This window comes from Inquilinus sp. OTU3971 (assembly GCF_038440215.1).
Map to the genome: position 1 here is coordinate 14,097 of NZ_JASATH010000073.1, position 20,888 is coordinate 34,984.

General features: G+C 70.3%; 19 protein-coding genes. 8 read left to right on the forward strand and 11 right to left on the reverse strand.

From position 1 onward, the window contains the following. Positions 1 to 14: 14 nt before the first annotated feature. From AAHM41_RS19000 to AAHM41_RS19020, 5 genes are all read right to left on the reverse strand, one after another. Positions 15 to 2,078, reverse strand: a complete 2,064-nt coding sequence (locus tag AAHM41_RS19000) for an acetate--CoA ligase family protein (RefSeq protein WP_342238139.1) — start codon at positions 2,076 to 2,078, stop codon at positions 15 to 17. A gap of 2 nt (positions 2,079 to 2,080) precedes the next feature. After that, complete coding sequence (locus AAHM41_RS19005) at positions 2,081 to 3,289, reverse strand: aminomethyltransferase family protein (protein ID WP_342238140.1); 1,209 nt, start codon at positions 3,287 to 3,289, stop codon at positions 2,081 to 2,083. Between the two features lies 1 nt (position 3,290). Beyond that, positions 3,291 to 4,850 carry a phytoene desaturase family protein gene (locus AAHM41_RS19010; RefSeq protein ID WP_342238141.1) on the reverse strand — a complete coding sequence of 520 codons (1,560 nt, stop codon included), beginning with the start codon at positions 4,848 to 4,850 and terminating at the stop codon, positions 3,291 to 3,293. Then, entirely contained in the window at positions 4,837 to 6,456 is a 1,620-nt protein-coding gene (locus AAHM41_RS19015; RefSeq protein ID WP_342238142.1) for a phytoene desaturase family protein, read from the reverse strand. Before AAHM41_RS19015 ends, AAHM41_RS19010 begins: the two co-directional genes overlap by 14 nt. Before the next feature lie 389 nt (positions 6,457 to 6,845). Beyond that, entirely contained in the window at positions 6,846 to 8,189 is a 1,344-nt protein-coding gene (locus AAHM41_RS19020; RefSeq protein ID WP_342238143.1) for an aspartate aminotransferase family protein, read from the reverse strand. Positions 8,190 to 8,383: 194 nt separating this feature from the next. On the opposite strand from AAHM41_RS19020, the gene betI reads away from it, so the two are divergent. From betI to AAHM41_RS19060, 8 genes are all read left to right on the forward strand, one after another. Beyond that, positions 8,384 to 9,031, forward strand: coding sequence for a transcriptional regulator BetI (betI, locus tag AAHM41_RS19025; RefSeq protein ID WP_342238144.1), 648 nt, complete (start codon positions 8,384 to 8,386; stop codon positions 9,029 to 9,031). A gap of 10 nt (positions 9,032 to 9,041) precedes the next feature. Then, the gene (locus AAHM41_RS19030) at positions 9,042 to 10,205 is read left to right on the forward strand and encodes an acyl-CoA dehydrogenase family protein (protein ID WP_342238145.1); all 1,164 of its coding nucleotides are present in this window, start codon (positions 9,042 to 9,044) and stop codon (positions 10,203 to 10,205) included. Between the two features lie 119 nt (positions 10,206 to 10,324). Then, positions 10,325 to 11,428, forward strand: coding sequence for a polyamine ABC transporter substrate-binding protein (locus tag AAHM41_RS19035; RefSeq protein ID WP_342238146.1), 1,104 nt, complete (start codon positions 10,325 to 10,327; stop codon positions 11,426 to 11,428). Between the two features lie 185 nt (positions 11,429 to 11,613). Continuing rightward, the gene (locus AAHM41_RS19040) at positions 11,614 to 12,762 is read left to right on the forward strand and encodes an ABC transporter ATP-binding protein (RefSeq protein WP_342238147.1); all 1,149 of its coding nucleotides are present in this window, start codon (positions 11,614 to 11,616) and stop codon (positions 12,760 to 12,762) included. Then, positions 12,759 to 13,727 (forward strand): ABC transporter permease subunit, encoded by a 969-nt coding sequence (locus AAHM41_RS19045; protein WP_342238148.1) that lies wholly within the window; start codon positions 12,759 to 12,761, stop codon positions 13,725 to 13,727. Before AAHM41_RS19040 ends, AAHM41_RS19045 begins: the two co-directional genes overlap by 4 nt. After that, positions 13,724 to 14,569 (forward strand): ABC transporter permease subunit, encoded by an 846-nt coding sequence (locus tag AAHM41_RS19050; RefSeq protein WP_342238149.1) that lies wholly within the window; start codon positions 13,724 to 13,726, stop codon positions 14,567 to 14,569. Before AAHM41_RS19045 ends, AAHM41_RS19050 begins: the two co-directional genes overlap by 4 nt. A gap of 115 nt (positions 14,570 to 14,684) precedes the next feature. Continuing rightward, complete coding sequence (locus tag AAHM41_RS19055; protein ID WP_342238150.1) at positions 14,685 to 14,897, forward strand: hypothetical protein; 213 nt, start codon at positions 14,685 to 14,687, stop codon at positions 14,895 to 14,897. Positions 14,898 to 15,084: 187 nt separating this feature from the next. Then, positions 15,085 to 15,255, forward strand: a complete 171-nt coding sequence (locus tag AAHM41_RS19060; RefSeq protein WP_342238151.1) for a hypothetical protein — start codon at positions 15,085 to 15,087, stop codon at positions 15,253 to 15,255. A 75-nt stretch (positions 15,256 to 15,330) separates the two neighbouring features. Here the strand turns inward: AAHM41_RS19060 and AAHM41_RS19065 are convergent, their stop codons facing one another. From AAHM41_RS19065 to AAHM41_RS19090, 6 genes are all read right to left on the reverse strand, one after another. After that, complete coding sequence (locus tag AAHM41_RS19065) at positions 15,331 to 15,747, reverse strand: GFA family protein (RefSeq protein ID WP_342238152.1); 417 nt, start codon at positions 15,745 to 15,747, stop codon at positions 15,331 to 15,333. A 17-nt stretch (positions 15,748 to 15,764) separates the two neighbouring features. Next, on the reverse strand, positions 15,765 to 16,226 hold the full coding sequence (locus AAHM41_RS19070; protein ID WP_342238153.1) for an SRPBCC family protein: 462 nt from the start codon (positions 16,224 to 16,226) through the stop codon (positions 15,765 to 15,767). Further along, positions 16,210 to 16,560: an ArsR/SmtB family transcription factor gene (locus AAHM41_RS19075; protein ID WP_342238154.1), complete on the reverse strand. Its 351-nt coding sequence runs from the start codon at positions 16,558 to 16,560 to the stop codon at positions 16,210 to 16,212. Before AAHM41_RS19075 ends, AAHM41_RS19070 begins: the two co-directional genes overlap by 17 nt. Positions 16,561 to 16,619: 59 nt before the next feature. After that, the gene (locus AAHM41_RS19080; RefSeq protein WP_342238155.1) at positions 16,620 to 18,404 is read right to left on the reverse strand and encodes an SRPBCC family protein; all 1,785 of its coding nucleotides are present in this window, start codon (positions 18,402 to 18,404) and stop codon (positions 16,620 to 16,622) included. An 81-nt stretch (positions 18,405 to 18,485) separates the two neighbouring features. Then, positions 18,486 to 19,826: an 8-oxoguanine deaminase gene (locus AAHM41_RS19085; protein WP_342238156.1), complete on the reverse strand. Its 1,341-nt coding sequence runs from the start codon at positions 19,824 to 19,826 to the stop codon at positions 18,486 to 18,488. A gap of 96 nt (positions 19,827 to 19,922) precedes the next feature. Next, positions 19,923 to 20,888: 2-hydroxy-3-oxopropionate reductase (locus tag AAHM41_RS19090; protein WP_446719463.1), on the reverse strand; the 966-nt coding region annotated here is incomplete at its 5' end.

A 20,888-nucleotide genomic window follows, 5' to 3' on the forward strand; every position in this document is an offset into this window, starting at 1 on the left:
GCCGGCGCCTCTTCTCAGGGGCACCGTCCCACCACCAGCGCGTCGACGGCGACGGCGCCGTGGGGCAGGACCAGGATCGGGTTGACGTCGATCGCCGCGACCAGGTCGCCCAGCGCGGCGGCGAGGGCGGAGAAGCGTGCCGCCGTCTCGGCCATGGCGTCGATGTCGGCGGCCGGGGCGCCGCGGGCGCCGTCCAGCAGCGGCCGCAGCCGCAGCCGGTCGATCAGCCGCCGGGCCTCGGCGGCGTCGAAGGGCGGCAGGGCGAAGGCGGCGTCCTGCAGGATCTCGGCATGGATGCCGCCGAAGCCGATCACCACCACCGGACCGAAATCCGGGTCGCGCTGCAGCCCCAGCATCATCTCCACGCCCTTGTCCCGGACCATCCGCGCCACCACGACGCGCGGGCCAAGCCGCACGGCCATCTCGCGATGGGCCTGGCGCAGCGCCACGGGGTCGGCCAGGCCCAGCCGCACCCCGTCGACATCGGTCTTGTGCGCCGCGCCGGCGGTCTTCAACGCCACCGGGAAGCCGATGCGAATGGCGGCCTCGACTGCCTCGGATTCGTCCTTCGCCATGGCGCAGGGCGTGACCGTCAGCCCGAAATCGGCGAGCAGGCGCAGCGCCTCGGCCTCGGTGACGGCATGTCCGTCCGTCAGCCGACGGCGCCAGCGCTCCACCGCGCTGGCCGGGGGTTGCGGCGGATGCATCGGCGGCCGGGCGGCGGCGTCGCGCCGGTCGAAGGTCAGGCGGCAGGCGCGCAGGAAGGCCGGCACCCCGTCCAGCACCGGCACGCCGGCGCGGGTCGAGGCCACGGCCGCCGGGTCGCTGCCGCTGCCCTGGTGGTTCGAGACGATCACCACCGGCTTGCCGCTGGCCGCCCAGGCCCGGTGGGCGATCTCGAGATACAGCGGCGTGACGATGCCGCCGACCGAGCGATCCAGCGCCAGCGCGCCCAGCGCGGTGTCCGGGTCGGCCATCAGCGCCTGGAAGCAGGCCTCGAAATCGGCCGGGTAGTTGCGGCCGGTGCCCCAATGGTCCAGCGGGTTGACCGGCGGCAGGCCGGGATCCAGCGCCGCCTCCAGCCGGGCCACCGTCTCGGGCGACAGGTCGGCGAAGCGCACCCCGGCCGCCGCCGCCAGGTCGACCATCAGCCCGCGCTCGCCGCCGCTGTCATGGGTGCTGGCCAGGCCGCCGGGGCCGAGATTGGCCGCGACAGGCAGCAGCATCATCGCCGCCGCCAGCTCGTCCACCGACCGCACCTGGCCGACCGCAAAGCGCTCGAACAGCGCATCGTAGACGGCGTGGTCGCCGGCGATGGCGCCGGAATGGCTTAGCGCCAGGGCCGCGCTCTCCCGCGTCCGGCCGACCTTCAGTGCCACGACGGGCACGCCGAGGGCCTTGGCCCTGGCCAGGGCCGCGACGAAGCGATCGGGGTCCCGCGCGGTTTCCAGAAACAGCCCGACCACGCGGGTCTCCTGCTGGTCCAGGGCGAAGTCGAGAGTGTCGGCCAGGGTGGTGGTCAGCTCCTGGCCGGAGGAGACGGCGAGGGCGTAGTCGATCCGGGCCTCGGCATCGACCAAAGCGGTGAACAGCGACCCGGAATGGGTCAGCAGCACGGCGCCGCCCGGCACATGGTCCGGCCGGGTGGCGAAGCCGCATAGCCGGACCCGGTCGGTGAAGTTGTAGAAGCCCATGCCGTTGCCGCCGCACAGCACGACCCCGGCCTCGATCGCCATCGCACGGATGCGCTCGCGCAGGGCGGGGTCGGCCAGCGGGGCGACGATGGTCGCGGCCTTCACCCCGTGCCGCAGCGCCGCGGCGAAGGCCTCGACGATGGTCTCGTCGCCGAGGCAGAAGGCGGCGTGCTCCACCGGCTCCGGCAGGTCCGCGATCGACGACAGGCAGGGCAGGCCCTGCAGCGTCCCGCCCTTGGGGTTGACCGGATGCACCGGGCCGGCGAAGCCGCCCTCGACCAGCTGCCGCAGCATCACCTGGCCGACCGAGCCGGGCCGCGCGCTGGCGCCGACCACCGCGATCGAGCGGGGGCGCAGCAATGGGTCCAGCCGGTGCGGCGCCATGGTCAGGTCTCGGCTGGCGGCGTGGCCCGGCGCCGCGGCGGGTCGTAGAAGGGGCGGTCTACCACCCGGGCCCGCACCATCAGCTTGTGATAGACCAGCTCGCGCAGGGCATAGATCTCGACCCAGAGGTCGTCCTTCACCGTGTCGCCATAGGGCCGGCGCAGCGAGGCCAGGGCGATGTTGCGCTTGGCCGAGGGCGACCAGGCGGCGGCGCTGATCTGCCCGGCCTCTGCCTTGCCCTTGTGGTAGACGATGGCGTGGTCGGCCGGGACGTTGCCGTCGATGTCCAGCCCGACCAGGCACCAGCGGGCCGACCGGTCGCGGCGCTGGGCCAGGATGGCGCGCTTGCCGGTCCAGTAGGCCGCCTTCTTCCCGTCGACCAGCCAGCCCAGCCCGATCTCGTCCGGGGTGCGGCGGCGGTCGACGCGGATCGCGGTCTCGGCGGTGATGAAGTCGCTGTTGGCGATGATGAAGCCGGCCTCCAGCCGCGCCAGGTCCAGCGCCTCGAAGCCGATCGCCTGCAGCCCGTGCCATGGACCGGCCGTCCACAGCCGGTCCCATAGCGGCAGCGCCGCCTCGGGCTCGGCGAACAGCTCGTAGCCCAGGTCGCCGGTGAAGCCGGTGCGGGACACGGTGACCCGGCCCTCGTCGAGATGGACGTCGCGGATCTGGAAGGGCTTCAGCGTCTCGATGCCGTCGAAGCCGGCGCGGGTCAGCAGGGCGCGGCTGGTCGGCCCCTGCAGCGCCAGGGCGGCCACCTGCTCGGTCTCCTCGGCCACCTCGACCTCGAAGCCGATGGCGGAATCGAGCAGCCAGTTCAGGTGCCGCTCCTGGCAGCACAGCCGGAACTCCGCCGGTCCCAGCCGGAACAGCGTGCCGTCGTCCAGCACATGGCCTTCGTCGTCGCACCAGCAGGTGTAGTGCACCCGGCCGACGGCCAGCCTCGACACGTCGCGCACGGTCAGCCGGTCCAGGAAGGCCTCGGCCTCGGGGCCGGCGATGCGGTACTTCACCATCGGCGTCAGGTCGAACAGCGACGCGGCGTTGCGGATGGCGAAGTATTCCTGCTCGGCGTCGCGGATGCTGCGGGCGGAGACATAGCCGCCCCAATTGTACCAGTCCTCGGCCTGCATCAGCGCCGCCAGGCGCGGGTGGAACGGCGTCTCAAGCAGCGGCTTGCGGAAATGGTCGCGGGGCAGGGGGCGGCGCATGTCAGCGGGCCTCCGCCAGGATGCGGCGCGCGGCGTTCAGGCCGGCGGCGCCCATCACCCCGCCGCCGGGATGGCTGCCGGCGCCGCAGAGATAGAGGCCTGGCACCGGCGTCGCGTACTGGCCGGCGCCGTGCACCGGGCGCAGCATCATCATCTGGTCGACCGCCAGCTCGCCATGGTGCCAATGGCCGCCGGGCATGCGGTAGCGCGCCTCCAGATCGGCCGGGGTCAGCAGCTCCTCCGCCAGCACCCGCGCCGACAGGCCGGGCAGATGCCGCTCCAGCACGGCCAGGGTGCGGCCGCGGAATTCCGGGCCGCCGGCGTCCCAGCCGCCGCGCAGCCCGGCCGGGGCGTATTGCGCCACCACCGACATGACATGCTTTCCCGCCGGGGCCAGCGACGGGTCGGTCAGGGACAGGATCACCGCCTCTAGAACCGGCTCGGGCGAGGCCTCGCCGTATTTCGCCGGGTTGAAGGCGGCCTCGACCGCGTCGACGCCGGGCGCGATCACCAGCCGCCCGGCCAGCAGCGCCGGGTCCAGCCCGTCCGGCAGCCCGTCCAGCGCCAGATGCAGCTTGGCGGCGTTGCCGCGCATGCGGACATGGCCGATGCGGCGGACGAAGCCGGCATCCAGCGCCCGCGGGCCGAGCAGGTCGAGGAAGGTGGTGCGCGGATTGGCACCGGAGATGACGACCGGCGCCCGGATCTCCGCCCCCTCCGCCAGGGCGACACCGACGGTGCGGTCGGCCTCGACCAGGATCTTCGCCACGGTGGCATGGGTGCGGATCTCGACCCCGGCGGCGCGCGCCGCGGCGGCGATGGCGGCGGCGACCGCGCCCATGCCGCCCTTCGGCAGGGCCAGCGCCGCCGGCACGCCGTCGGCCTGCCCGGCCAGCCGGTGCAGCAGCGCCAGCAGCGAGGTCGGGGACCGGGGGCCGAGATGGGTGCCCAGCACCGCGTCGAAGGCGACGGCGCCCATCAGAAGCGAATCCGACAGCTCCTCCTCCAGCACATCGGCGACGTCCATCAGGATCATGCGCAGAAACTCGCGCATCTCCTCGCGGCCCAGGCGGCGGATGGCCCAGCCGAGCTTGCCGAGGGCCAGGGCGTCGCCGCGACCACCGCCGCGCAGCCGGGGCGGGACTTGCGCCAGGAAGGGCTGCAAGGCGCCGGCGAAGCGCAGCAGCCGGGTCCGCAGCGCGGCCCAGGCCTCCGCCTCCCCGGCCGGCAGGTCGCCCGCCAGCCGCTCGCCGAAGGCGCCGTGCAGGGTGAGATGCCGGCCATCGGCCGCCAGCGCCGTGGTCGGGATGTTGGTCGCGGCCAGGGCCAGGCCGTGGCGCCTGAGGTCCAGCGCCCGGATCACCTCCGGATGCAGCTGGTTCAGCACATGCGCGACATGGGAGACGCGGAAGCCCGGCGCGAACTCCACCGTGCGGGCGGCGCCGCCGATCTCCTCGGCCGCCTCCAGCAGCACCACTTTGCGGCCCTTCTTCGCCAGCAGCGCGGCGCAGACCAGGCCGTTATGGCCGCCGCCGATGACGATGGCGTCACAGGACGTCATAGGCGTCGCTCATCACGGCGGGCCGGCGCTTCAGGTCGCGCAGGATCTCCGACGCCGCGTTGCGGCCGGGCGCGCCCATCACCCCGCCGCCGGGATGGGTGGACGATCCGCACATATACAGCCCCGCCACCGGCGACCGGTACTGGGCATAGCCGGGCACCGGCCGGTTGAACAGGATCTGGTCGAAGGTCAGCTCGCCCTGGAAGATGTTGCCCTCGGTCAGCCCGACCTCGGCCTCCAGCTCGCGCGGGGTGCGGATCTCGGCATGCAGGATCAGGTCGCGGAAGCCCGGGGAATATTCGGCGATCTGGTCGATCACGGTCTTGCCGAAGGCGTCACGGTCGGCATCGGTCCAGTCGCGGCCCTCGACCTTCGGCGGGCAGTACTGGACGAAGCAGCTCATGAAGTGCTTCCCCGGCGGCGCCATGGTCGGGTCCAGCGTGGTCGGGATCATCATGTCCAGGAAGGGATCGGCCGACCAGCGCCCGGCCTTCCAGTCGTCATAGCCGCGCTCCATCCGCTCGACGCTGTCGGTGAAATGCATGTCGCCGCGCAGGCAGGGCGACCCTTCGGGCAGCGCCGGGAAGCGGGGCAGGGCGTCCAGCGCGATGTTCACCTTGCCGGAGGAGCCGCGGATCTTGAAGGCGCGCACCCGCTTGACGAACGGCGCCGGCAGCGCCTGTTCCTCCACCAGCGTCAGGAAGGTGCGCTTGACGTCGAGGTTGGAGACGACCTGCCGGGCGCGGATCTCCTCGCCGCCCGCCAGCACCACGCCGGCGGCCTTGCCATTCTCGACCAGGATGCGGTCGACCGCGGCGCCGGTGCGGATCTCGCCCTTCGCCGCGCGCAGCGACCCGGCCATGGCCTGGGTGATCGCGCCCATGCCGCCGCGGGCGAAGCCCCAGGCCCCGGTGGCGCCGTCGACATCGCCCATGTAGTGGTGCAGCAGCACATAGGCCGAGCCGGGCGAGCAGGAGCCGAGCGCAGTGCCGATGATGCCGGACAGGGCGAAGCTGGCCTTCACCACCTCGCTCTCGAAATACTCGTCCAGGAACTCGGCGATGCTCATGGTCCAGAACCGGATGGTGTCCGCCATCTCGATCTCGGTCAGGTCGTGGAAGCGGCGGCCGAGATATAAGAGCTCCTGCAGGTCGCGCGGCCGCAGCGAGGCCGGGTCCGGCGGGGTGCGCAGCAGCAGCGGGCGGATGAAGCGGCACTGCCGGGTGACGTCGGCGGAGTAGCGGTCATAGGCCTCGGCGTCGCGCAGCGAGAAGCGCTGGATCTCGCGCCGGTGCGCGTCGTGCTGGCGGTAGGTCGCCAGCGCGTCGCCGTCGCGGGTGAACACGGCGCCGCCCTCATAGGGGATGACCTGCAGCCCGTGCCGCGGCAGCTCCAGGTCGCGCATGATCTCCGGCCGCAGCAGGCTGCAGACATAGGAGCAGTTGGAATAGAGGATGCCGGGGTGCAGCGACCGGCTGACCGCGGCGCCGCCGACCCAGTCGTTCTTCTCCAGCACCAGCACCTCGAGCCCGGCGCGGGCCAGATAGCCGGCCGCCACCAGCCCGTTGTGCCCAGCCCCGACGACGATGACGTCCCAGGTCTTCATGGGATCGCAGCGCAGTTGGCGGGGGAAGCAGAGCGCGTTGCCTCTCCCACGTGGCGGGACGTCTTCAGACCTTCTTCATTTGGGCCGGCCCATGCCTTCCATCCTCCCCCTCCCCTCGCGGGAGGGGGTAGGGGGAGGGGGCTGCCGATGAAGGGATGTAGCGTGGAGTATCCAGGACGACTGTCAGGTTCGATGATCGTTCGAGAGCCGTCCTGACGGCGCAAAACCCCTCCCCCTACCCCCTCCCGCAAGGGGAGGGGGAGAGTGAAAATTGATCGTCCAGAACAACAAGCGTCATTCCGAAAAGATCTCCCGCAAGCGGGAGAGGCAACGCGAAACGTTCCGGTCGAAATTCCCCCCATGGGCTTTGTCTCCGCCCGATCTGCCGGTCAGTGTGCCACGGCCCGCTTCGCGTCGTCGCCGCCCTTGTCCAGGGTGCGGTCGACGGCGTGCTCGAAGCCCGTCAGGGTGTCGGCCAGGCAGCCATCGTCATGCGCCTCGCAGATGAACCAGGGCTCGCGCGAATCCGGCTCGCACAGCACGCCCTCCTCATGCAGTTCGCGCGCCAGCGCGTCGTAGAAGCTGTAGTCGGAGCGCTTCCAGTCGCGATAGTCGCGCGGCGGCGTCGGGGCGAAGAACAGCCCGCCCATCGACGGATGGCCGGCGAAGCAATGGACCACGCCGCGGGCGTCGAGGATCCGCCGGATCCCGGCCTGCAGCCGGCGGCCATAGGCGGCGATGCTGTCCAGCGCCGGGGTCTCGTCCAGGATCTGCAGCGTCCGCTCGGCCGCGGCCAGCGCCACGGAATGGGCGGTGTAGGTGCCGCCATGGGCGACGCTGCGGCCATAGCGGCGCATGATGTCCTCGCGCCCGCCGATGGCGGCGATCGGATAGCCGTTGGCCATCGCCTTGGCCATGGTGGTGATGTCGGCCTTGACGCCCATCAGCTCCTGCGTGCCGCCGCGGGCGACGCGGAAGCCGGACTTCACCTCGTCGATGATCAGCAGCACGCCGTAGCGGTCGCACAGCTCGCGCACGGCGCGGACATAGGCGACGTCGGCGGTGATGCCGCAGCAATTGCCCATGATCGGCTCGATCAGCATCGCCGCGATCTCATGCGAGCGGCGGCGCAGCAGGTCCTCCAGCCGGTTGGCGTCGTTCATCGGAGTCAGGTGCACCAGCGGCCGCACCGCCTCCGGCACGCCCTGGGAATAGGGCATGATCGCCGGCTCGTGGTCGGTCAGGGACGGATCCCAGTTGTCCAGCGCCACCAGCCACATCGCTGCGTCGAACAGCCCGTGATAGCTGCCCTCGACCAGCACGTAGGCCTCCTTGCCGGTGTAAGCGCGGGCCAGGCGCAGCGCCGCCATCACCGCCTCGGTGCCGGAGTTGGAGAAGCGCACCAGCTCCGCCGCCGGCATCATCCCGGCGATGCGCTCGGCCACGGTGAATTCGCGCTCGGTCGACAAAGCGAAGACGCCGCCGATATCCATGCCCTGCCGCGCCGCCTCGTCGACCCGCGGGTCGGCATAGCCCAGGATCGCCGGACCGTAGCCCAGCCGGTAGTCGACATAGGGGTTGTCGTCGAGGTCCCAGATCCGGCCGCCGCGGCCGCGCTTCACATAGATGGTCCGATCGTCGCCCCAGTAGCGGAAGTTGGAGGCGACGCCGAGGGGCAGTCGGGTCGACGCCCGACGGAATTGCGCGTTGCTGCGCGCCAGGCTGCGGGTCATGGCAGCGGGTCCTTGTGTCGTTGGTCCGGCGGTTCTGGGGCCGCAATTTCGAGGCCCAGCATGGCATGGCGGGGCCTTTCCTGTCCATCGTACTGAATGAACGTTCAATTAAAATCTTGTTGGATGTTCATTCAGCATCTTTCCAGAGACCTGCGCCAATGCTAGGCTTTCATGAAGAATTTACGGGGGTGCCGATGGCCGAGGGCCAGGCTGCGCGCAAGGTGAATGGGGGGCGGCGGCAGTCGAAGGAGCTGAGGCGGCAGGAGCTGATCGAGGCGACGATCGACGCCATCGCCAAGCGCGGCTACGAGGAGACGACGATGGCCGTGGTCGCCGACGGCGCCGGCCTGTCGCGCGGCATCGTCAACTTCCATTTCGAGAGCAAGGAGAAGCTGCTCGTCGAGACGCTGCGCTACCTGTCCGACGAGTACCGCGCCCATTGGCGCCGCGCCCTGCACGAGGCCGGGCCGGCCGCGGCGGAGAAGCTTTGGGCCCTGGTCCTGGCCGATTTCGACCGGAAGATCTGCAACCCGCGCAAGATCGCCGCCTGGTGCGCCTTCTGGGGCGAGGCCAAGACCCGGCCGCATTACCGGGCCTTGTGCAGCGCCAACGACCAGGACTACCACCTGACCCTGCTGAACCTCTGCCGTGAGCTGGCGGCGGCGGGGCAGTCGCCGGACCTCCTGGCCCGCAGCCTGAACGGGCTGCTGGAGGGGCTGTGGCTGCATGTGATGATGGGGCCGAAGGAGTTCGGCCGCGAGGACGCCCGGGCCTGCGCGGTCGAGATGCTGGTCTCGGTCTTCCCCCGGCACTTCACCCGGGACGGGCCGGTCCGGGCCTAAGAGGCATGCCATGAGTTTCACGCTCCCCGACAGCGCCCGCGACTGGCAGGGCAGGGTCCGCCGCTTCGTCGAGGCCGAGCTGATCCCGTGGGAGAAGCGGGCGGAGCTGGCCGGCGGCGAGATCCCGGCCGAGGTCGTGGCCCGGCATGAACGTATGGCGCTCGAGCTCGGCCTGCCGCGGATCGACGCGCCGAAGCGCCATGGCGGGCTGGAGCTGCCGCTGCTGGACCAGGTGGCGATCGCGGAGCAGACCGGCCGGGTGACCAACGCCCTGGCCTGGTGCTATGGCGAGGCGCAGTCCTGGATGTTCGAGGCCTGCTCGCCGGAGCAGATCGACCGCTTCATCCTGCCGCTGATGCGGGGCGAGCGGCATGTCTGCACCGCGGTGACGGAGGAGGGCGCCGGCTCCGACGTCGACGACATCGCCACCACGGCGCGGCGGGACGGCGACCACTACGTCATCGACGGCGAGAAATGGCACGTCACCAGTGCCAACCTGGCCGACACGGTGATCGTGCAGGCCAAGACCGATGGCGGCCACGCCCTGTTCTTCGTCGAGATGCCGGCCGAGGGGCTGAGCACCGTCCGCAGCCCGGCCTATACCCACAGCTACCGCCACCACCATCCGGTGCTGCGCTTCGACGGGGTGCGGGTGCCGGCGGCGAACCGGATCGGCGCCGAGGGGCAGGGGATGGGCTTCATCCATGCCTGGTTCCGGCGCGAGCGGTTGATGATCGCGGCGCGCTGCTGCGGCGCGGCCGAGCGGCTGATCGAGGCGGCGACGGCCTTCGCGGCGGAACGGCGGATCGGCGGCGAGCCGATGGCGCGGTTCCAGTTGATCCAGGCGATGCTGGCCGACAGCGTGGCCGAGCTGCACGCCGCGCGGCTGGTGACCTACGAGGCGGCGGACGCGCATGACCGCGGCCTGGACGTCAAGGCGCTGCACGCCCGCTGCTCGGTGGCCAAGCTGCTGGCGTCGGAGATGGCCGGCCGGGTGGCCGACCGGGCGGTGCAGATCTTCGGCGGCCGCGGCTACATGCGCGAGAACGTGGCCGAGCGGTTCTACCGCGAGGTCAGGGTCGACCGGATCTGGGAGGGCACCAGCGAGATCCAGCGCCTGATCATCGCCGGCGGCCTCTTGAAGCGTGGGCTGAAGGGCACGATCGGCCTATAGGAATTGCCGTAAAGAATCCGCTGGAGAATCCCAACGAAGCGGGCTCTGAATAGGGGATGCCGACGGTCGCGGCGAACAGACAATCGGCCGGCAGGTGAGGCGACATAGGGAGCCAGGCGATGACGCGTTCCCCCTTGGCCATCGGGCTGCTGGCCGCGGCCGCCATCCTCGTCGGCGCCGGCACGGCGCAGGCCGAGGAGGAGAAGGTCCTCAACGTCTACAACTGGGTCGACTATATCGGCGAGACCACGATCCAGGATTTCGAGGCCGAGACCGGCATCAAGGTGGTCTACGACACCTATGACGCGTCCGAGACCGTCGATGCCAAGATGATGGCCGGCCATTCCGGCTATGACGTGGTGCTGCACAGCTCCCACCTCATCCCGCCGCTGGTCAAGGCCGGGGTGTTCAAGAAGATCGACAAGTCGAAGCTGAGCGATTACGGCAATCTCGACCCGGAGATCCTGAAGGTCGTCGCCGGCCATGACCCGGGCAACGAGTATCTGGTGCCGTACATGTGGGGCACGGTCGGCTTCGCCTACAATGTCGACATGATCAAGCAGCGGATGGCCGATGCGCCGGTCACCTCGCTCGACATGCTGTTCAAGCCCGAGCTGGCGGCGAAATGGGCGGATTGCGGCATCTCGATCCTGGAATCGCCGACCGACATGATCCCGCTGGCGCTGTCCTATCTGCACCGCGACCCGAACTCGCAGAAGGCCGAGGATTACGCGGCCGCGGCGGCTCTGTTCAGGCCGATCCGGCAATACGTCAAGGCGGTGGATTCCGCCAACTACCTGAACCAGCTGCCGAACCAGGAGCTGTGCCTGGCCTTCTCCTGGTCCGGCGACTACGCCACCGCCGCCAGCCGGGCGGAGGAGGCGGGGGTGAAGATCGACCTGGCCTATGCCGTGCCGGACACCGGCGGCCCGGCCTGGTTCGACGGCTGGCTGATCCCGTCCGACGCGCCGCATCCCGAGAACGCGCTGATCTTCATCAACTACATGCTGCGGCCGAAGGTGATCGCCGCGGCCACCAACTTCACCAACTACGCCAATGCCAACAAGGCGGCCGCGGAGTACGTGAACAAGGAGATCCTGGAGAACCCGGCGATCTACCCGGACGCGGCGACGCGGGCGAAGCTGTACGTGCCGGCCGACCTGCCGCAGGACGCGCTGCGGCTGCGCACCCGGGCCTGGAGCCAGATCAAGGCCGGGCAGTAGGGGGCGGTGCGGTGCGTGTCGTCGACAACCCCCTCCCCCTAACCCCCTCCCGCAGGGGGAGGGGGGACAAGGGTTTTGACGGTCGGAGAGCGATCTCTCAACCAACACCATCGAGTCCCCCCTCTCCTTGCGGGAGGGGGCCAGGGGGAGGGGGTTCGCGCCGCCAGAACCCAAATCCGACCTAGATGCCCACCGCCGAGCGCTATCCGGACACCAAGGACCGGCCCTGGCTCGACCCGCAGGCCAGGCCGATCCTCCGGATCGAGGGGCTGACCAAGACATTCGCCGACTTCACCGCGGTCGACAGCGTCGACCTCGAGATCCACCGCAAGGAGCTGTTCTGCCTGCTCGGCGGCTCCGGCTGCGGCAAGACCACGCTGCTGCGCATGCTCGCCGGCTTCGAGATTCCGACCGCCGGCCGCATCCTGATCGACGGCCAGGACGTCACCCGGACGCCGCCCTATGAGCGGCCGGTCAACATGATGTTCCAGTCCTACGCCCTGTTCCCCCACATGAGCGTGGAGAAGAACATCGGCTACGGGCTGAAGCACGAGGCGATGACCCCGGCCGAGCGGCGCGACCGGGTGGCCGAGCTCCTGGAGCTGGTGCAACTGCAGGGCTTCGGCCCGCGCCGGCCGCACCAGCTGTCCGGCGGTCAGCGCCAGCGCGTCGCCTTGGCCCGGGCTCTGGCGAAGAAGCCGAAACTGCTGCTGCTCGACGAGCCGCTGGCGGCGCTCGACAAGAAGCTGCGCGAGCAGACCCAGTTCGAGCTGATGAATATCCAGTACCAAGTTGGCGTCACCTTCATCGTCGTCACCCACGACCAGGAGGAGGCGATGGCGCTGTCGACCCGGATCGCGGTGATGAATCGCGGCCGGATCGTGCAGACCGGCACGCCGACCGACATCTACGAATACCCGAACTGCCGCTTCGCCGCGGATTTCATCGGCTCGATCAACCTGTTCGAGGGCACGGTGGACAGCGCCGCCGACGGCCGGGTGACGGTGGCGACCGAGCAGGCCGGGCCGCTGGTGGTGGCCCATGCCGGGGCGGTGGCGCCGGGCACCCCGGTCTCGGTCGCGGTGCGGCCGGAAAAGATCGCGATCGGGCGCGAGCCGCCGCAGGACGCCGCCAACACGCTGCAGGGCATGGTCTACGACCTCGGCTATTTCGGCGACCGCTCGCTGTTCCGGGTTCAGCTCGGCAACGGCCGACTGGTCTCGGTCAGCCGGCAGAACGAGCGTCGCGGGCGGGAGGAGGACCGGCCGGTCGACTGGGACGACCGGGTCTGGCTGTCCTGGTCCCCCGCCGCGGCGCTGCTGCTGACCGAATGACCCCAGACCTGACTTCTGGGGTTCCCGAGCCTGGAGGGGCCGCCAGGCCGGCCGCGCCGCCCTGGCTGCGGGCCCTGCGTCGGGTCGGCGACGCCTGGCGCGGCCTGATCATCGGCGTCCCCACAGTCTGGCTGGTGCTGTTCTTCCTGGTGCCGTTCCTGATCGTGCTGAAGATCAGCCTGGCCCAGAGCATCGTCGGCCGGCCGCCCTATTCGGCGCTGCTGGAATGGGGGGAGGGGGCGTGGCCGGCGGTCACCGCCTCGCTGCGCAACTACCTGTTCCTGACGCAGGACTGGCTCTACCTCGCGGGCTACCTGAATTCGGTCAAGATCGCGCTGATCTCGACTGCGCTGTGCCTGGTCTGCGGTTATCCGATCGCGTATGGCATCGCCCGGTCCTCGCCGAGCGCCCGCAACATCCTGCTGCTGTTCGTGATCCTGCCGTTCTGGACCTCGTTCCTGCTGCGCATCTATGCCTGGATGGGGATCCTCAACAAGCAGGGCATCCTCAACGGCGTTCTGGTCTGGAGCGGCATCCTCGACCAGCCGGTCGAGATGATGAACACCGAGTTCGCGGTCTATCTCGGCATCGTCTATTCCTACCTGCCCTTCATGATCCTGCCGCTCTACGTGACGCTGGAGAAGCTGGACCAGAGCCTGGTCGAGGCGGCGATGGACCTCGGCTCGCGGCCCTGGCGGGTGTTCGTCGACGTCACCCTGCCGCTGTCGCTGCCGGGCATCATCGCCGGGTCGCTGCTGGTGTTCATCCCGGCGACGGGCGAATACGTGATCCCGGCGCTGCTCGGCAACCCGTCCAGCCCGATGATCGGCCAGGTGCTGTTCGCCGAGTTCTACTCGAACCGCGACTGGCCGGTGGCCTCGGCCGTGGCGGTGGTGCTGCTGCTGGTCCTGGTGCTGCCGATCCTGTGGTTCCAGAACCGCCAGGCGCGGGGAGGGGAGGCATGAAAGGCCGGTCCCGCTTCCTCACCCTCTGGCTGGTGGCCGGCTTCGTGTTCTTCTACGGGCCGATCGCCTCGATGATCGTGTTCTCCTTCAACGCGTCGCGGCTGGCGACGGTCTGGGGCGGCTTCTCGACCAAATGGTACGCGGCGCTGTGGGGCAACCGCCAGGTGGTGGACGCGGCGCTGCTGAGCCTGCAGATCGCCGCGGTCTCCGCCACCGTCGCCACCGCGCTCGGCACCATGGCCGGCATCGCTTTGGCGCGGCTCGGCCGGTTCCGCGGCCGTCTGCTGCTGGCCGGCATGATCACGGCGCCCTTGGTGATGCCCGAGGTGATCACCGGCCTGTCCTTGCTGCTGCTGTTCGTGGCGCTGGAGGATACGTTCGGCTGGCCGTCCGGGCGCGGCGCCATGACCATCACCATCGCCCATGTCACCTTCTGCATGGCCTATGTCGCCGTGGTGGTGCAGTCGCGCCTGGCCGATATGGATGCCTCGATCGAGGAGGCGGCGGCCGATCTCGGCAGCCGGCCCTGGCAGGTGATGGTCGATATCACCCTGCCGCTCCTGGCGCCGGCGATGGTGTCGGGCTGGCTCCTGGCCTTCACCCTGTCGCTGGACGACCTGGTGATCGCCACCTTCACCTCGGGCCCGGGCGCCAACACCCTGCCGATGCTGATCTTCTCCAAGGTCCGGCTGGGGCTGACGCCGGACATCAACGCGCTGGCGACGATCATCATCCTGGTGGTGGCCAGCTTCGTCATCGCCAGCGCCGTGATCCTGAACCGCCGCGACGCCCGCAAGGCCCGCGACAGCCGCCGCGCTGCGGCGGGAGGCGATTCGGCATAAAGATCACCATCGATTTTTGCGTAAATACGGCTAAAGGAACCCATTTTCGCTTCGTCCCGTTGGGTGTGAGTTGCGGCCTGGAATCGGGTCGCTTCACTGCACTGGAGGACGTGAGATGCGTTCCATATCCACGGCTTTAGCCCTGGCGGGCCTGTCGCTGCTGGCGGCCGCCTGCACGGTGAACACCGCCCCGCCCGCCCGGACCACCGTGGTCGCCCAGCCGGCGCCGGCTGCCGTGGTCACTCAGCCGGCCCCGACCGTGGTCACCACCCCGAGCACGACCTATGTCACGCCGCCGCGCACGACGGTGGTGACGCCGGCGTACTGATGCCGGCTTGCTGAGACCGGCACGGCAGCTCCGCGGCCCCGGCCGTCAGGGCATCTGTCGCGACGCCCGCTTCCGGGGCCGCCGTGCCGGCCTGCTCCGCGCCCTCGGGAACGGGACGCCGGATCGCCCTGTTGCTGTCTGAGCGCGGTGTCGAGACACCCCGCTTCACGGAATGGAAGGATAGGATATGCGCTCCACGATCCTAGCCGTCGCGCTTCTCGGGCTGCCGCTGCTGGCCGCCTGCACGGTGAACAACCCACCTGCGGAACAGCCGACCACCGTGGTCACCCAGCCGCAACCGTCGGCGACCGTGGTGACGCCGCCGCCGCGCACCACTGTCGTGACGCCGGCCTACTGACAAGAAGGCTGCGGCGGAGTCGCGCAGCCTTGGAGATCGTTTGGAAATGCGCCAGTAGCATCTACAGACGGTCTCTTACAGGTGGCGCGTCTCCGCCGGCGCCCTCTCCCAATGGTCGGCGCGGCCGTCCTCGTATTGGACCGGCAGCCCGGCCAGTTCCTCGGGCGTCACGTCGTCCAGGCAGGCGATGTTGACGCCGTAGAAGGTGCCGCCCAGCGCCTCCATATGGCCCCGCCCGAACGGCTTGACGCCGCAGCGGCGGCAGAACAGGTGATGGATGGTGCCGCCCGCGGCGCCGTCGAACTGGTAGTCCGACAGCGCCTCCTCGCCCTGCAGCAGGCGGAAGTCGGGCGCCCGCACGATCGCCTTCCAGAACCGCCCCTTGCCGCAGATCGAGCAGTTGCAGCGGCTGGTGCCGGCCGCCAGATCGGCCTCGCATTCGAAGCGCACGGCGCCGCAATGGCAGCTGCCGTGATAGGTGCGTTTCGTCACGCTTCCTCTCCCGATGTTCAGATCCCGGCCAGAGCGGCCGGCAGTTTGTCGAAGCACTCGTTCCAGCCGCCGCGGTGGCTGTCGCGGCTCTCCACCGACCGGAAGCCGGTCTGGCGGAAGGTCATCTCGGTCTTGCCGCCGCGCTCCTGGAAGGTCAGGGCGATCAGCATCCGCTCCGCCTCGTCCTCGTCCCAGGCGAAGGTGAAGACCAGCCGCTGCGGCGGCGCGATCTCGCGATAGATCCCCGCCATGCCGTAGCTCTTGCCCTCGGGCGAGGTGATGACGGCGCTCCAGGCACCGCCCGGCCGCAGGTCGATCCGCACCGCGGAAGCTGAGAAATCCTTCGGCCCCAGCCAGCGCACCAGGTGCTCGGGCTGGGTCCAGGCCTTGAAGACGAGGCTGCGCGGCGCGTCGAAGATTCTGGTGATGACCAGCTCCGGCCCCGCCTCCAGGGTGGCGCTGTCACTGGGTGCGGTCATCGTCGGTGTCCTTGCCTTGCAGTTGGCGCAGATAGGCGTCCAGCCGGTCGAAGCCGGCGTCCCAGAACGGGCGGTAGCCCTCGACCCAGTCGGCGATCTCCTTCAGCGGCCCGGCCTGCAGCCGGCAGGGCCGCCACTGCGCCGTGCGGCTGCGCGCCACCAGCCCGGCGCGCTCCAGCACCTTCAGGTGCTTGGACACGGCGGTGAGGCTCATGGCGAAGGGCGCGCCGAGCTCGGTGACCGAGGCCTCACCCTGGGCCAGCCGCGCCAGGATGGCCCGGCGGGTGGGGTCGGCGAGCGCCGCCAGGGTGAGGCTTAGGGGATCCGTCGACACGCGCTGAACCAAATGGTTAAACAACTAGATGGTTCAATACGGCCGCTGGCCTGGATCTGTCAAGACTGTCGCGGCTGCCAGGCCTCCGGCACGTCGCGGCGGATCCAGCCCTGGAAGGCGCGGAGGTTGACCTCCTTCTCGCCCAGCACGCCGCTGCCATAGGCCGAGCTGGACAGGCCCTGCTGGACCGAGCGGATCAGCGCCGCATCCTCGTCATGCACCCGGTTGTTGACGCGCAGGTTCAGCCGCCGGGTCATCTGCATGGCGCGGCGGTCATCCGGCCGGGCATAGGCGCGCCAGCGCAGGATCGACCGGCCGGGGCCGGCCGGCAGGATGTGGAAATAATCCAGCATGTCCGGATACAGCTCCAGCGACACCGCCGGGTACAAGAACAGGTAGGTCCAGCGCCGCTTCAGCGCCTCCGGCAGATGCGGCACGTCCGGCAGCAGCCGGGCATAGGCCCGGGTCGACCAGCCGCCGTCGGGATCGCGGCGCAGGGCGTGGCTCAGGCGGATGGTGCGGGTCTCGTCGTCCGGCTCGCGGTCATAGGCGCCGGACATCAGCCCGAACAGGCCGGGATGGCCGGTCGGGAAATGATAGTCCTCGAGGTAGTTGTCCCAGACGTTCTTCCAGTCGGCATCGATCTCGCCGATCCAGTAGTCGGCGATCGGCACCATCTCCTCGATCCGGTGCGCCGCCAGCTCCGCCGCATAGGGGGCATAGCGCTCGGCCACCGACGGGCCGCCGCTTTCGAAGCGCAGGAAGACGAAGCCGGCGAGCACCTCGCAGTCGAGCGGCAGCAGGCCCAGGCCGGACGTGTCGATCTCCGGGAAGGTCTTGGCCGCCGCCACGGCGCGCAGCCGGCCGTCCCAGGCGTAGCACCAGGCGTGGTAGGGGCAGTGGATCAGCCCGCTGCAGTGTCCGTCGCGGCCCTGCAGCACGGCATGGGCGCGGTGCCGGCAGACATTGTGGAAGGCGCGGACCCCACCGTCTTCGCCGCGGATGACGAAGGCGCGCTCGCCCAGCGCCTCGAAGGTGACGTAGTCGCCCGGGTTCGGCAGCTCCGAGACATGCGCCACCAGGTGCCAGGCCGGGCGGTGGATGCGTTCGATCTCGGCGGTGTGGATGCCGGGATCGGCATAGGTCCAGCCGGGCAGGGTCAGCGGCAGGGCGGGCGCGTCGGATTCCGTCTCCGCCACCAGGCGCAGCCGGGCCGGGGTGGCGAACTCCGCCGGGAACAGGTTCGCCAGGTAACGGCGGCAGGTGTCGACCGCGTCGTCCCAATCGAAGGCCTCGCGCTGCACCAGCGCCTCCTGCGACAGGGCGTCGACCAAGCCGCACAGCCCCAGCGCCGCGGCGCGCAGCTCGATCCGGGCGCCGGCGCGCTCGGCCAGCTCGGCCATCAGTGCGTGCACCGCCTCGTAGAAGGCACGGTCGGAGGTGCCGACCAGCGCCATGTAATCGTCGCGGGCCCGGCTCTCGCCCCAGAAGGCGTACCAGACCGCCAGCCGCTCCAGGCTCGCCACCTGCGGGTCGAAGCTGGCGCGGACCAGCGCCATCAGCGCCTCCTCCGGCGCCCGGCCGGCCGCGGCGACCGCGCTCTCGCACAGGCCGCGATAGGCCTCGGCCATGCGCGCCAGCGTGGCCTGCAGCAGGTCCTGCTTCGACTTGAAGTGGAAATTGACCATGCCGGCGGTCAGCCCGGCCAAGCTGGCCACCTTGCTCAGCGTGACGTTCGACAGGCCGTGCTCGGCGATCGCCGTGATCGCCGCATCGATCAGCTGCTCGCGCCGCGCATCCTGTGGCAGCCGCGCCCGAACCCGGCTCTCCATCCCGTCGTCCATGCCAACCTCCCGATCGGCCGTTCGACTCTATCGAATGGAGATTTTAGTAAATCGAATGGCCGTTCGGCAAGGGCCTCGGTGTCAAAGGGTACCTTCCATCCGGGCGGCGAGGGCCTGGTGGCTGCGGATCAGCCGGGGCAGGTCGAGGTCGGGGATCGCGCCGTTCCGCACCCGCCAGGCGCCGCCGACCATGACGAAATCGGCCCGGTGCGCGCCGCACAGCACCAGCGCCGCCAGCGGGTCGCCATGGCCGGCGAAGCGCAGCTCGTCCAGAGCGAACAGGGCGAGATCGGCCTGCTTGCCCGGCGCGATGGTGCCGAGATCCGGCCGGCCGAGGCAGGCTGCGGATCCCGCGGTGGCCCAGCGCAGCGCGTCGCGGTGGCTGATCGCGGTCACGCCGTAATGCAGCCGCTGCAGCAGGAAGGCGGCGCGCACCTCCTGCATCAGGTTCGAGCCGTCATTGGAGGCGGAGCCGTCGACACCGAGGCCGACGATCATCCCGGCCTGCTCCATGCCGTGCACCGGGCAGTGGCCGGAGGCGAGGACCTGGTTCGAGCAGGGGCAATGCGTCACCGCCGTGCCGGCCGCGGCCAGCCGGCCGATCTCGGTCGGGTCGAAATGGATGCCGTGCGCCAGCCAAGTGCGCGGGCCCAGCCAGCCGCACTGCTCCAGATAGTCCAGCGGCCGGCAGCCGAATTTTTCGACGCAGAAGCGGTTCTCGTCCTCGGTTTCGGCCAGATGGGTGTGCAGCCGCACGTCGTGTCGCTCGGCCAGCTCCGCCGTGCGCCGCATCAGCGAGCCGGTGACCGAGAAGGGCGAGCAGGGGGCCAGCGCGATCTGCACCATGGCGCCGTCGCCGGCCTGGTGATGCGCCGCGACCAGCCTTTCGCTGTCGGCCAGGATGGCGTCCTCGTCCTGCACCACGCTGTCCGGCGGCAGGCCGCCGTCGCGCACCGACAGGTTCATCGAGCCGCGGGTCAGAACGGCGCGCAGGCCGAGCGACCGCGCCACCTCGACCTCGATGTCGATGGCGTGCTCCAGCCCGTCCGGGAAGACGTAGTGGTGATCCGAGGTGGTTGTGCAGCCGGACAGCAGCAGCTCCGCCATCGCCACGGTGACGGCGCTGCGCAGCGCCTCCGGGTCCAGCCGGGCCCAGACCGGGTACAGGGCCTGCAGCCAGGGGAACAGCTCGCGGTCCAGCGCCGCCGGCAGGGCGCGGGTCAGGGTCTGGTAGAAATGATGGTGGGTGTTGATCAGCCCGGGCAGCACGACATGGGCGCCCGCGTCGAACACGCTGTCGGCCGGCGCCTTGGGCTCCCGCCCTGCCGGCACCAGCTCGGCGATCCGCCCGTCCTCGACCACCACGCCGCGCTCGGCGCCCTCCGCCAGGATCGCCAGCGGGTCCTTGATCCACAGCCGCATCGCACGCCTCCCGTCCCGTCCGTCCGGAGCCTAGCACCGGGCGGCCAGGGCGGGAGGCGCGGCTCCGTTTGAAAGTGCTTCAAACCGGCGATGGCGTCAGGCTGCGTCCTGCTGTGCCGCCGCGGGGGCGGCGATCTCGAAATCGGCCTGGCGCTCCAGCACCTTGAGGATGGCGGAGTGGTCCCAGGCGGCGCCGCCCTGGGCAATGGCGGCATGCAGCAACTGCTGCGTCGCCGCGGTGTTCGGCAGCGGCACGCTCAGCGCCTTGGCGCCGTCCAGCGCCAGGGCCAGGTCCTTCTGGTGCAGGGCGATGCGGAAGCCGGGCGCGAAGTTGCGCTGGATCATGCGCTCGCCATGCACCTCGAGGATGCGCGACGCCGCGAAGCCGCCCATCAGCGCCTGCCGCACCCGGGCCGGGTCGGCCCCGGCCTTGGCGGCAAACAGCAAGGCCTCGGCCACCGCCTCGATGGTCAGGGCGACGATGATCTGGTTGGCAACCTTGGTGGTCTGGCCGTCGCCGTTGCCGCCGACCAGGGTGACATTCTTGCCCATCGCCTCGAACAGGGGCTTCACCCGGTCGAAGGCGGCCTGCGGCCCGCCGACCATGATGGTCAGGCTGGCGGCCTTGGCGCCGACCTCGCCGCCCGACACCGGGGCGTCGAGATAGTCGCAGCCCAGCGCATTGATCCTCTCGGCGAAGCCCTTGGTGGCGATCGGCGAGATCGAGCTCATATCGACCACGATTTTGCCGGGCGACAGCCCCTCGGCGACGCCGCCGGGACCGAACAGCGCCGCCTCCACATGCGGCGTGTCCGGCACCATGGTGATGACGATCTCGGCCTGCCGCGCGGCTTCGGCGGCGGAGGAGGCGGCGGTGCCGGCCAGCTCCGGCGGCACGCCGGTGATGTCGTGGAGAAAGAGGCTATGCCCGGCGGCGATCAGGTGGCCGGCCATGGGGCGGCCCATGATGCCGAGGCCGATGAAGGCGACGTTCATGACGAACTCCTGTGAGAAGGCGAGGGCCGGAGCCACCCCCACACCCCAAAAAGCTGCGCGCTTTCG

What these genes read in the sequence shown, in the direction of transcription:
- AAHM41_RS19000 (WP_342238139.1), bottom strand. Translation starts at nt 2,078, where the DNA reads ATGGCGCCGCACCGGCTGGACCCATTGCTGCGCCCCCGCTCGATCGCG.
- AAHM41_RS19005 (WP_342238140.1), bottom strand. Translation starts at nt 3,289, where the DNA reads ATGCGCCGCCCCCTGCCCCGCGACCATTTCCGCAAGCCGCTGCTTGAG.
- AAHM41_RS19010 (WP_342238141.1), bottom strand. Translation starts at nt 4,850, where the DNA reads ATGACGTCCTGTGACGCCATCGTCATCGGCGGCGGCCATAACGGCCTG.
- AAHM41_RS19015 (WP_342238142.1), bottom strand. Translation starts at nt 6,456, where the DNA reads ATGAAGACCTGGGACGTCATCGTCGTCGGGGCTGGGCACAACGGGCTG.
- AAHM41_RS19020 (WP_342238143.1), bottom strand. Translation starts at nt 8,189, where the DNA reads ATGACCCGCAGCCTGGCGCGCAGCAACGCGCAATTCCGTCGGGCGTCG.
- betI (WP_342238144.1), top strand. Translation starts at nt 8,384, where the DNA reads ATGGCCGAGGGCCAGGCTGCGCGCAAGGTGAATGGGGGGCGGCGGCAG.
- AAHM41_RS19030 (WP_342238145.1), top strand. Translation starts at nt 9,042, where the DNA reads ATGAGTTTCACGCTCCCCGACAGCGCCCGCGACTGGCAGGGCAGGGTC.
- AAHM41_RS19035 (WP_342238146.1), top strand. Translation starts at nt 10,325, where the DNA reads ATGACGCGTTCCCCCTTGGCCATCGGGCTGCTGGCCGCGGCCGCCATC.
- AAHM41_RS19040 (WP_342238147.1), top strand. Translation starts at nt 11,614, where the DNA reads ATGCCCACCGCCGAGCGCTATCCGGACACCAAGGACCGGCCCTGGCTC.
- AAHM41_RS19045 (WP_342238148.1), top strand. Translation starts at nt 12,759, where the DNA reads ATGACCCCAGACCTGACTTCTGGGGTTCCCGAGCCTGGAGGGGCCGCC.
- AAHM41_RS19050 (WP_342238149.1), top strand. Translation starts at nt 13,724, where the DNA reads ATGAAAGGCCGGTCCCGCTTCCTCACCCTCTGGCTGGTGGCCGGCTTC.
- AAHM41_RS19055 (WP_342238150.1), top strand. Translation starts at nt 14,685, where the DNA reads ATGCGTTCCATATCCACGGCTTTAGCCCTGGCGGGCCTGTCGCTGCTG.
- AAHM41_RS19060 (WP_342238151.1), top strand. Translation starts at nt 15,085, where the DNA reads ATGCGCTCCACGATCCTAGCCGTCGCGCTTCTCGGGCTGCCGCTGCTG.
- AAHM41_RS19070 (WP_342238153.1), bottom strand. Translation starts at nt 16,226, where the DNA reads ATGACCGCACCCAGTGACAGCGCCACCCTGGAGGCGGGGCCGGAGCTG.
- AAHM41_RS19080 (WP_342238155.1), bottom strand. Translation starts at nt 18,404, where the DNA reads ATGGACGACGGGATGGAGAGCCGGGTTCGGGCGCGGCTGCCACAGGAT.
- AAHM41_RS19085 (WP_342238156.1), bottom strand. Translation starts at nt 19,826, where the DNA reads ATGCGGCTGTGGATCAAGGACCCGCTGGCGATCCTGGCGGAGGGCGCC.